The sequence below is a fragment of the Trichocoleus sp. ST-U1 genome, from assembly GCF_039961835.1.
Classification (GTDB): Bacteria; Cyanobacteriota; Cyanobacteriia; order Cyanobacteriales; family FACHB-T130; genus FACHB-T130.
In genome coordinates, this window is the sequence record NZ_JAMPJZ010000125.1 from 1 (window position 1) to 11,383 (window position 11,383).

The following is an 11,383-nucleotide window of genomic DNA, read 5'->3' on the forward strand; positions in this document are numbered from 1 at the left end:
TTTTTCAGGACGTTATCGCAATCGCAGGCAGAGATTTGGTTTGCGCTTAAACCTAATTGCTGGCTTGCTGAACTACGAACTGGCACATGCCTCCTGATTCATGCAGGAGGTCTAATTTTCTGTCGGCGGATGATCCAATGATCGTTGTTACGATGCATTCGTTACGATGCAGTCGCCGGTGATGACTGCCAAAAAGACTAACGGGGAAAAGAAACCACGCGAAAAGATGCTTCTGCGGATAGAGATTCCCTACACTCAGTAGAAGTAAGAGTGGGATGCGATCGCTCTCTAGAAATCCTCAAGAGAATTTGATTCTTTCTGTTGCCACTCGATTTTATACATCGCACCCCTATTTTTGCGCCATTTTGTAGACTTTAGGTAAGCCACTCAAAGTGGCGGCTTACTGAGTAAAGAAGCATTACCATGTCTGAAACTCAACCAGTACCAGAAAAAACCAATGCTGCTCCCACCGTACAGAATTCTCCACAACTCAAGCCGGGAGGAATTCTCAGCAATTGGAAAACCAGAGTCGGGATTATCGCTACGGCAGTCATTGCTGTTGTTTTTGGCTTGTTTGTTCTCGGTTTCTTTTGGCAGCACATGATTGCAGGGATGGGTATGAGGTCTTGGTCTAGCCATGCGCGTGCCACACCGATTGAGTGCATGATTAAGGACACGAACAATGATGGTTATGTTAGCTGTAGCGCCATGCTAGGTGGCGAAGTCGTACCACTTGAGTGTGGAGCCAACATATTGAATATTGGCTGCCGAGTGAATTATGGTGCAGCGGCTGCTCCTCCCGTGCGTCCATTCAATCTGCCAAATGTTCGCGGAAGTTCCTGAAATTCTAAGAAACTTTTGCCCAAAGTTCCACAGAGCTAGCGCTTAACATCTCAAACTAGGTGTTCCTGAGTCGCGATCGCAGATGGTTTGGCGTACACACTCTACTCTACTGGAGACTAAGTAGAACGAATTTCGTGCAGAATTCTGCAACGACAGAAAACATCACTCTCCTCAATATCGGAGAGTTTACACCAAACTATTTGCGGTTCCCGCCCCAAGCTTACCAAACCATCTGCGGTTGAATCAAAAACAGCCTAAAGACCAAAACCCTTGCGTGTCGTCACTTCCCCCCACTTCCCGCATACATAGTCCAGAATTCACTAAACCATCTGCGGTCACGCGATGGATGGCAAATTCGTTCCGATATCAGACCAAATATGAAACTAATAATCCCTACCGAAATTGCATCTGATATCGAGCCGCGTTTACCTCCCAATTTACAGGTGGTACGTGTGGATAGTGAGGGCAATCTTGACGGCGATGCCAGCGATGCTGAAGTTTATTTCAACTGGATTCTGCTAAAACCAACTACTTTGCATAAAGTTCTCGCGGCTGCACCCGCGCTGCGTTGGCAGCACACCCCTAGTGCCGGGGTAAATCACATTCTGACACCAACGTTTTTGGGACGGGAGATTACTCTCACGAATGGCGCAGGGGTTCATGCAATTCCGATTGCGGAATTTGTCCTGATGTTTATGCTCTATCATGCGAAGAATTTACCTCAACTACAAGCGTTTCAAGCTGAACGAAATTGGGGGAGAGGCATAAAACTGAAAGAGTTGAAGGATGCAACTTTGCTAATTATTGGTGCGGGAAGTATTGGCGTCGCGATCGCGCAACGTGCGTCATCTTTTGGCATGAGAGTTTGGGGTAGCCGTCGCCATCCCGAACCGCTACCGGAGTTTGACAAAGTCGTGAGTGCAACTGAATGGCGATCGCTGCTTCCGGAAGCTGATTATGTCGTCGTTAGCACACCTTTGACACCGGAGACGAAAGGCACGATGGACGCAGCAGTTTTTCAAGCCATGCGTCCATCTGCCTTTTTCATTAATATTGCTAGAGGTGCAATCGTCGATGAAGCTGCATTGCTGACTGCTCTTCGAGAAGGCTGGATTGCAGGCGCTGCATTAGACACTTTTTCCGCAGAACCCTTACCGCCAGATAGTCCTTTTTGGTCGCTGCCTAACGTCTTTATTTCACCCCACTGTTCGGCAGATTCGCCACAAACTTACCAGCGATCCTTAGAACTGTTTTTGGAGAATTTGAGCCGCTATCAAGCTGGTTTACCGCTGCGAAATGTAGTGGATAAGCAAGTGGGTTACTAATATTTTTCCCACTCCTCCTCTGCAATTAGCAATTCGAGATTCTCAAAACTTCCTGACTCTCACTGCTGCTTTAGCACAAAAGTTCTCAATAGAGGACTTGTAGCGAGTGCGAAGACGTGAAGATGCTTGCTTAGGACTTGTGTAACTGTCACAGAGCAGTTTATAGGGTGCCTTCGCGCGATCGCCTTGCTTCAATTACAGTTGATTACGCAACGCAACAGGAAGCACTCAGCAACCTTTAGCCTAGATGATGGGTATGATTTCTAGGCTGGCTTGCAGATTTTAGGGCGAACCATAAGCGTAGGAACGTGACGGTGAAACTTCGGTAACACGTACTTATTTTGTCCCGCCTTATCCTTATAATTAATCTTGGTCAATCAGCCTTTCAGGGACTACCTCATACTGCCTAGTTCGTCAACTAGATTTTCTTAACGATAAAAAAGTACATCTAGGGATTCTCGCAACGAAAGCTGTTCAATGGCTCCACTGAGCTAGTTAGCCGAAAAGCCTAAATCGTTGATTTGTACAATAATTTGCCAAATACAGGCTAAAACAAGGGGCCGTTAATATGAACTTGAGCGGCAAAAGTAAGATTCCGAAAATTCTCCAAACCGATCAATCCCAACTGCTAACAGACTGGATTTCAGAGCAAATAACTGCTGGTATCCGCAAAGACCTAATTAAGGAAATAGAGCTGCGTGAAGAATGCAGAGAATTCCTGGACTTGTTCTCGGCAGCTGTCCAGCAAGGTAACTTCACCGACATTAAATCGACTGAATGGCGTAGCGTGCGCGAGATGCTTGGCTCGATTTCGCGATCGCGCAGCCAGAAAGGCTTCACGCCATCAGAAACCGCAACTTTTGTTTTTTCTTTGAAGCAACCTTTGTTCAGCCGCTTGCGCCTAGAACTTGCACAGGATAGCGAAAGCCTTCTGGAAGAGATTTGGTCAGTTACGACTCTGTTGGACAAGCTTGGACTCTGGACAACTGAGAGCTATCAGAAAGCCCGCGAGGAAGTGATCCTGCGCCAACAAGAGGAGCTGATGGAACTTTCAACGCCGGTCGTGAAACTGTGGGAAGGCATTTTAGCCCTACCCATCATTGGCACCCTCGATAGCGCCCGCACCCAAGTGATGATGGAGTCCCTCTTGCAGAAGATTGTAGAGACGGGTTCGGAAGTCGCCATCATTGATATTACGGGAGTGCCCACCGTTGATACTCTCACCGCTCAGCACTTACTTAAGACAGTCACTGCGGCTCGTCTAATGGGCGCTGATTGCATCCTGAGCGGGATTCGGCCCCAGATTGCTCAAACGATTGTCTACTTGGGCGTGGATCTGGCTGATGTGATCACCAAGGCTTCTCTATGCGACGCATTTGCTTTGGCGCTGAAGCGAACTGGAGCTACGATCTCTCGCGCCCAAACACGCACTTAAGGAGTTTTATGGAACGTATCCCCATATTACAAATGGGTGAATTCCTGCTAGTGACGATTCAGGTTGATATGCACGATCGCCTAGCGATCGCTTTGCAAGATGACCTGACCGACCGCATTAGCCAAACAAGTGCCCGTGGTGTGCTGATAGATATTTCAGCACTGGAGATCGTTGATTCTTTTATTGGACGGATACTGGGAAATATTGCCAAGATGTCGCGAGTACTTGATGCTGAAACGGTTGTTGTAGGTATGCAGCCAGCAGTCGCCATCACTTTAGTAGAGTTAGGACTCTCCTTAACCGGCATTCGCACAGCCTTAAACGTTGAAAAGGGAATGTCCCTCCTGCATAAATCGTTGGAGGCTTCTCCTAGGGGGAGCATAGATGGTCTTGCAGAGGTCTGAAACGATAAGCATCCAGTCTTCGGCAGACGTTGTGCTAGTACGGCAAGCCGTGCGTCAGTTTGCCCTAGGACTGGGTTTTAGCCTAATAGACCAGACTAAAATCGTGACAGCGGCGAGCGAGCTGGCACGCAACACCCTGGACTATGGCGGCGGCGGGACGGTGCAACTGGAAGCCCTAGAGGAGGGACTCCGTCGGGGTCTGCGGCTAACTTTTGAAGACAGTGGGCCAGGAATTCCGGATATCGATCTGGCGCTAAAAGATGGCTTCACAACCGGAAACGGGCTGGGTATGGGGTTGAGTGGGTCAAAGCGCCTGGTGAACGAATTCAATATCGTTTCCCGTGTCGGAGAAGGCACAAAAGTCACTATTACAAAGTGGAAGTGAGTTAATTATGAATGCTCCGGTCGCCTTACCTATTTTAGAGTCTAGTCAGGCTGGTGAAGCGAGACGAATAGCCCTCGCGATCGCGACTCGTCTCGGCTTCAACGAAACTGAGCGGGGGCAGGTTGGTATTGTCGTTACTGAGATCGCCAATAACCTGGTTCTGCACGCTAAAGACGGTCTGTTGCTGCTACAGCCTTTAAGCAAAAACGAGATAACGGGTATAGAAATCCTAGCCTTGGACAAAGGGCCAGGGATCAGCAATATCCAGGAGTGTCTGCGCGACGGTTTTTCTACAGCAGGGACTCCTGGAAATGGTTTGGGGGCAGTTAGCCGCCTTTCTGCTTTTTTTGAGATTCATTCTGTTCCCAACGTGGGTACAGCTTTATTAAGTCACCTCTGGGCTTGCCCAGAAGTGGCAAACCAATCGACCAACAATCTAGAGATTGGCGTGGTGTGCCTCCCGATGGCAGGGGAGGAGGTATCGGGTGATGGGTGGGCAACCGACCAACAGCCCGGTCGCAGTCTGCTATTAGTCGCAGATGGTTTGGGTCACGGCCCTCTAGCCGCCCAGGCGTCCCTAGAAGCCATTCAGATATTTCGAGAGAATGTCCGCAAAAGTCCCGCAGAGATTATTGAAGCGGCTCACGTAGCCCTGCGGAGTACTCGTGGAGCCGCTTTAGCGATCGCAGAAGTAGACTTTAAAACTCTTGTCGTTCGTTTTGCTGGAGTTGGTAATATCGCTGGCAGCGTTTTTTCTCCCGCAGGAAGCTACAGCATGGTTTCCCACAATGGCACTGTGGGGCATGAAGTCCGTAAAATCCAGGAATTTGTCTATCAGTGGCCTCAAGGAGGGCTTTTGGTGATGCATTCCGATGGGTTGAGTACACAGTGGCGATTGGATCGCTATGCTGGTCTCATAACCAGACATCCCAGCCTGATTGCTGGAGTTTTGTACCGGGATTTCTACCGAGGTCGCGATGACATCACTGTGCTGGTTGCTCGCGAAGAAGACTGAAGGCCAAAGGAGTACAGCAGGGGCTGATGAATAATAAATAACAAGCGATTAGCCATTAGCAATTGACCAATGACCAATCTTCTTACGATAGAAATACGATTTGAGCAAGATGTCGTGATGACCCGTCAGCAGGCACGCCAGATTGCTCAAGCTTTGGGGTTTGACTCTCAGGATCAGACGCGCATTGCCACTGCTGTATCGGAAATTGCCCGCAACGCCTTCCAATATACCCGTGGGGGAAAAATAGAGTTTCGGGTGGAAGGCGAATTGCCTCAGAGCTTGGTGGTATGCATTCGTGACCAAGGGCCGGGTATCGCCAATCTGAAGAGCATTCTGGATGGGCAGTATAAATCAAAAACCGGAATGGGTTTAGGCATTATTGGCACCAAGCGGCTGATGGATCGGTTTCATATCGCGTCCACGCCAGGACAGGGAACAGAGGTGCTGATGGAAAAAACTTTGCCAAAGCGGGCACCGATCTTGACAGCAAAGCGCTTGGCGCAAATTGCTGATGAGTTGGCGATGCGAGGGTCTCAAAATCCCTTTGAGGAAATTCAGCAACAAAACCAAGAACTGCTTCGCACTCTATCAGAACTCGAAAAGCGTCAAGCTGAATTGGCGCAGGTCAATCGCGAGCTAGAGGATACTAATCGGGGTGTTGTGGCATTATATGCCGAGTTAGACGAAAAAGCAGTTTCTTTACAGCGAGCCAATGAACTTAAAACTCGCTTCCTCTCTAATATGAGCCATGAGTTTCGCACGCCGCTCAACTCGATTATGTCTCTCTCTCGACTGCTGCTAGATCGGATGGATGGTGAATTGACACCCGATCAAGAACAGCAAGTGACGTTTATCCGTCAATCGGCTGAAGGACTCTCGGAGTTGGTGAACGACCTTTTGGACTTGGCAAAGGTCGAGGCAGGAAAAATTGTGGTTCATCCGAATGCGTTTGAAGTTAGCGAGCTATTCGCTACTCTTCGAGGAATGCTGCGCCCACTTCTTAGCGATAATTCCTCAATTTCTCTTGTTTTTGAAGAACCTGTTGGCTTTCCCCCACTCTACACCGATGAGGGGAAGGTTGCCCAAATTCTGAGAAATTTTATTTCTAATGCATTGAAATATACCGAAAGAGGTGAAGTTCGCATCAGAGCTGAACTGGACAAAAACACTGTCGTCTTCTCGGTGGCTGATACAGGTATCGGAATTGCGCCTGAGGATACTGAACGGATCTTTGAGGAATTTATTCAGGTGAATTCTCACCTTCAAAAGCGGGTTAAAGGAACAGGTCTAGGACTGCCGCTTTCGCGGAAGTTAGCCGAGTTACTGGAAGGGAATGTCTCCATCAAAAGCTTACAAGGGGTAGGTTCCACGTTTTTCGCCACCATACCACTCGTTTACCGGGGCGAGGGTGATATAGAGGAGGTATCTGAACCGGATGCTCCTTTGCAGTTAGACGCGACTCGCTATCCAGTATTAGTTGTAGAAGATAACCCAGAGACACTGTTCATTTACGAGAAGTATTTTGCGGGGTCGAGCTATCAAATTATCCCAGCGCGATCGCTCAAGCAAGTAAAACAAGCATTTCAAATGTTTGAGCCACGAGCTGTGCTATTAGACATTTTGCTTGAGGAGCAAAATACCTGGGATTTCCTTTCAGAGATGAAAGGAAACGCTTCGACACGAGATATCCCGATCGTTGTTATCACTGTTATTGACAATGAAAAGAAAGCTCGTGCCTTAGGTGCAGATGCCTTTTTTGTGAAACCAGTAGAACGATTATCACTTCTTGAAAAACTTAATACTTTAGTCAAACAAGAGCATTTACAAAAAGTTTTGATTATTGACGATGACCCAGCATCGCACTATCTACTAAAGCAATATTTAGCCGATTTTACGGGTGGCAGCACTCGTGAAAAATGTTTTAATTTTAAGATAATTGAGGCAACTTCAGGGGACGAAGGTATCCGTCACGCCCGCCTAGAAAATCCTTCTTGCATTTTTCTCGACCTAGTTATGCCAGATATGAGCGGGTTCGAGGTTTTGGAACAGATGAAAGCCGATCCAGCTACTAAAAATATTCCAGTAATTATTAATACTTCAAAGCTTCTTGAACCAGAGGAACGCTCGATACTTGTCGAAAGCACAGTAGCGATTCTCTCAAAAGAAAACTCATCTCGTGAAGAAGCGATCGCTCTTGTCCGAGAAGCACTTCTTTTAGCTGGGCTAGTTCTAGAGCCTGGAGAGGCTGCTCATGTCTGACCGCACCCTTATCACGATCTTGCACGTAGACGACAATGAAACGAACCGCTATGTCGTCAGTCGAATGCTTCGGAAAGAGGGGTATAAGGTTCAAGAGGCTGCTACTGGCGAAACGGGTCTGCAATTAGTAGCGCAGCAACCGCCTGACTTAATTATCCTTGACGTGCAGCTTCCTGATATTAATGGGTTTGAGGTCTGCCACCGGCTCAAGGCAAATCCTGCTACTTCCTCTATTCCTGTCCTGCATCTGTCTGCTAGTTTTGTCGAGAGTAAAGACAAGGCACAAGGGTTAGAGAGTGGTGCAGATGGCTATCTAGCCCAGCCGGTGGAGCCAATCGAGTTGCTCGCTACTGTGAAAGCTTTGCTCCGCATCCGAGAAGCTGAAGAATCGGCAATGGCTTTGGCGAAAGAGTGGCAAACGACATTCAATGCCATGAAGGATGGTGTTTGTTTACTAGATCACCGTGGCAGAATCTTGCGAACTAACAGCGCCATGACGAATCTGCTGAAAAAACCGTTCGGAAAGATCGAGGGTTGCTTTTATCAGGAGGTAATGCACGATATCCTGGGCTGCGTCGAGGTCACTCCCTTAACTCGTGTCCAAGAAACCCGTCGTCGCGAGAACGAGGAGCTACGGTGTGGTGAACGATGGTTTTCTGTAACCACAGATCCCGTGTTCGACGAGAGTGGAGTTTTTACGGGTGCCGTGTATATCGTAGCTGACATCACAGATCGCAAGTGGGCATCAGAAGCGCTGCGAACCAGCGAAGAACGGTTTCGCTTGTTATTAGAAAATGTAAAGGACTACGCGATTTTCTTCATCGACCCAGACGGGCGTGTTATTCGTTGGAGCATTGGAGCAGAGCGCATTTTCGGTTATCAGGAAGCCGAAATCCTCGGTCAGTCTGCCTCAATTATCTATATACCTGAAGACCTAGAACTCGGTGCAGACAAGCAAGAACTGGAAACGGCAGTAATAGAAGGTCGTGCTGAAAATGAACGCTGGTACCTGCGTAAGGACGCCACCCGTTTCTGGGCAAGTGGCATCGTAACGCCCTTACGAGATGAGACTGGGGAGCTACGAGGCTTTTCTAAAATCATGCGTGACTTCACTGAACGGAAGCAAGTTGAAGATGAACGCAACCAACTACTCGTTGCCGAACAGGAAGCACGCACTGCGGCGGAGTCAGCAAACCGCATGAAGGATGAGTTTTTGGCAACACTGTCTCACGAACTGCGATCGCCCCTCAATGCAATGCTAGGGTGGGTTCAATTACTCAATACCCGCAAATTTGACGAGGCGACTACTGCGCGGGCGATGGAGACCATTGAACGCAGTGCTAGGGCACAAGCTCAGCTGGTGGAGGATTTGCTGGATGTTTCCCGCATCATTCAGGGCAAGTTACGCCTAAATGTCCGCCCAATTGAGCTGGCTTTGGTTGTTGAGGCGGCGGTTGATACCGTCCGCCCGGCGGCTGATGCTAAGGCTATTCGACTCCAAAGTGTACTCGATCCGGCAGCAGGCCCGGTTGCCGGTGACTCAGACCGCTTACAGCAGATAATTTGGAATCTATTATCCAATGCAATCAAGTTCACACCTAAAGAAGGGCGAGTTCAGGTTCGCCTCGAACGGATTAACTCCCATGTTGAAATAACAGTAATCGATACAGGACTTGGCATTAACTCTGACTTTGTGCCCTATGTCTTCGACCGCTTTCGTCAAGCTGATAGTTCTATTACCCGGTCATACAGTGGACTTGGTCTTGGTCTAGCGATTGTACGCCACTTGGTAGAGCTACACGGTGGGACAGTTCGTGCAGAAAGTCAAGGTGAGGGGCAGGGAGCGACATTTATCGTAAAGCTTCCTCTGATGCCTGTCCGTATGGAGACAAGTGAGGGAGAGCGGGTACACCCAACGGTTGGGCGGGGAGTTTCATTTAACAATCCGCCTTCGTTAGATGGCTTACAAATACTCGTCGTAGACGATGAGGTTGATTCGCGAGTGTTTGTCACAACGCTATTGGAACAGTGCGGAGCTTCTGTGTGTGCCGTTGGATCGGCTGATTCAGCGATTGAAGCGATAAAAATTCTTAAACCAGATGTTCTATTGAGCGATATCGGGATGCCTGGAGAGGATGGCTACACATTGATTCGTAGAGTACGGGCATTGAACGTAGAAGAGGGGGGACGAACTCCTGCTGTTGCTCTAACAGCATACGCTAGGGCTGAAGATAGGATGCGAGCGATCGCTGCCGGATTTCAAATGCACATCCCTAAACCTGTGGAACCTTCTGAATTAGCAACCATTGTAGCGAGTCTTGCTGGACGAACAGGAATTCATGAAGTGTGAAGTCAACGGCAGTCAGTAAATCTTCTAAGACTCGACTTTCTACAATGAACGGTTCCACTGAGTTAAGTTTTTAAGTATCAGAACAACAAGTGCCTACTTCACTGTTCCGAGGGAAGGTTGACTCAGAAATCCTGAAGTAGGCTGAAAAGACAAGTTGCAAGCCGAGAGGAGTTGGTGATTGTGGATAGAAATAGATGGAGAAGCGTCCAAGCAAGGGAGGGCAAGTAAGCTGAAAAATCTACAGAAATATTCAGCAACCCCCGTTAATTGTCTACGGGAGATGCTTTGTTTTGCCAAATAGATGACTTTTGTCAAAAATTTGAACCGCAGTGGCAGCAAAAGCTACTGATGCATGACCTCAAGACTCGGAAGCGACAATAGACCTCTTGCATGAATCAGGAAGAGGAGGCAAGCTTAAAGTTAATAATGGCAGCAATCAAGTTGAATCGTAAGCCAAAGCGCCTGCGTCGATTCCGGTAAAGCTCTGCCAGGATGCGAAAGACCTTCAGCTTGCGATTGATGTGTTCTGCTACTACTCGCAACCGTGCTAACAACCGATTGTGCTGACACTCAAACTTGTCCAGTTTGGCTTTGCGTGACTTTTTGGTTGGGGTACAACTGCTTGGATGCAGTTTTGCCATACCTTGATACCCCTTATCAGCCAAACAAAGTTGCTCTGGCAGCATCGGGATACGATTGAGCTTGAACTTTTCGCTAATCATGCACTCGCCCTTTACCAAATGCTGTGCAGATGATTTGCCCGTTGGCTTGGTTGACTACCACTTGGGCTTTCAACGTGTGCCGTTTCTTCTTGCCACTGTAGTAGCCTCGCTGTTTTTTTTTGGACGTTCGATTGGACTCTCAGTCACATCGACCACCAACACATTCCAGGTGTAAGCGTTGGCATAAAGCTGCTTTTTTCCAGGTAAGCGGAACTTGCCAGAGCGCATTAGCAACGTTTCTACCTTCGTGGGGGAGGCGACACACGGCTGACTCACTGATTCCCCAACTGGTCGCAATATGAAACTGAGTGCGATATTCTCGCCAGTACTCCAGCACAACCAGCAGTTGGTCTTCGACGCCGAGTTTTGGCTGTCCACCTCGTTTGCCGCGACGATCGAGATGCGGACGCAGGATCTCGACCATCTGCTCAAAGGTGTCTTGATGAACACCACATCTGCGCTTAAAGGCACTGGGCTTGAGGGATTTGAGTTGCTCGTAGGTCATGGCTAGTTCCTCCTTAACCTACTTCTATCCACCTTCTACCTATTCACGCAAGAGGTCTAATATTCAGAGAGGGTAGCCCCAAAATAGCATTTACTAACATTAGCTCAATCCTATAATAAAGGGTCGCTCTTGAAGAGCGA

At 48.4% G+C, this 11,383-nt stretch carries 8 protein-coding genes and 2 pseudogenes; 9 read left to right on the forward strand and 1 reads right to left on the reverse strand.

Annotation, left to right across the window (positions count from 1 at the left end):
- From NDA06_RS25185 to NDA06_RS25225, 9 genes and pseudogenes are all read left to right on the forward strand, one after another.
- A pseudogene (locus NDA06_RS25185) lies at positions 1-97 on the forward strand (IS5/IS1182 family transposase); the annotation flags it as partial.
- 326 nt (positions 98-423) lie between these two features.
- Entirely contained in the window at positions 424-843 is a 420-nt protein-coding gene (locus NDA06_RS25190) for a hypothetical protein (protein WP_190415972.1), read from the forward strand.
- 377 nt (positions 844-1,220) lie between these two features.
- The gene (locus tag NDA06_RS25195) at positions 1,221-2,168 is read left to right on the forward strand and encodes a D-2-hydroxyacid dehydrogenase (RefSeq protein ID WP_190987077.1); all 948 of its coding nucleotides are present in this window, start codon (positions 1,221-1,223) and stop codon (positions 2,166-2,168) included.
- A gap of 568 nt (positions 2,169-2,736) precedes the next feature.
- Positions 2,737-3,603 carry an STAS domain-containing protein gene (locus tag NDA06_RS25200; RefSeq protein ID WP_190987076.1) on the forward strand — a complete coding sequence of 289 codons (867 nt, stop codon included), beginning with the start codon at positions 2,737-2,739 and terminating at the stop codon, positions 3,601-3,603.
- A gap of 8 nt (positions 3,604-3,611) precedes the next feature.
- Positions 3,612-4,007, forward strand: coding sequence for an STAS domain-containing protein (locus tag NDA06_RS25205; protein WP_190415969.1), 396 nt, complete (start codon positions 3,612-3,614; stop codon positions 4,005-4,007).
- On the forward strand, positions 3,988-4,392 hold the full coding sequence (locus NDA06_RS25210; RefSeq protein ID WP_190415968.1) for an anti-sigma regulatory factor: 405 nt from the start codon (positions 3,988-3,990) through the stop codon (positions 4,390-4,392). Before NDA06_RS25205 ends, NDA06_RS25210 begins: the two co-directional genes overlap by 20 nt.
- 7 nt (positions 4,393-4,399) lie before the next feature.
- Positions 4,400-5,407 carry an ATP-binding SpoIIE family protein phosphatase gene (locus tag NDA06_RS25215; protein ID WP_190415967.1) on the forward strand — a complete coding sequence of 336 codons (1,008 nt, stop codon included), beginning with the start codon at positions 4,400-4,402 and terminating at the stop codon, positions 5,405-5,407.
- A 69-nt stretch (positions 5,408-5,476) separates the two neighbouring features.
- Positions 5,477-7,666: an ATP-binding protein gene (locus tag NDA06_RS25220; RefSeq protein ID WP_190987075.1), complete on the forward strand. Its 2,190-nt coding sequence runs from the start codon at positions 5,477-5,479 to the stop codon at positions 7,664-7,666.
- Positions 7,659-10,016, forward strand: coding sequence for a response regulator (locus tag NDA06_RS25225; protein ID WP_190987074.1), 2,358 nt, complete (start codon positions 7,659-7,661; stop codon positions 10,014-10,016). The genes NDA06_RS25220 and NDA06_RS25225 overlap by 8 nt, the downstream gene beginning before the upstream one ends.
- A 395-nt stretch (positions 10,017-10,411) precedes the next feature.
- Here NDA06_RS25225 and NDA06_RS25230 read toward each other — a convergent pair.
- A pseudogene (locus tag NDA06_RS25230) lies at positions 10,412-11,243 on the reverse strand (IS5 family transposase).
- Positions 11,244-11,383: the final 140 nt, after the last annotated feature.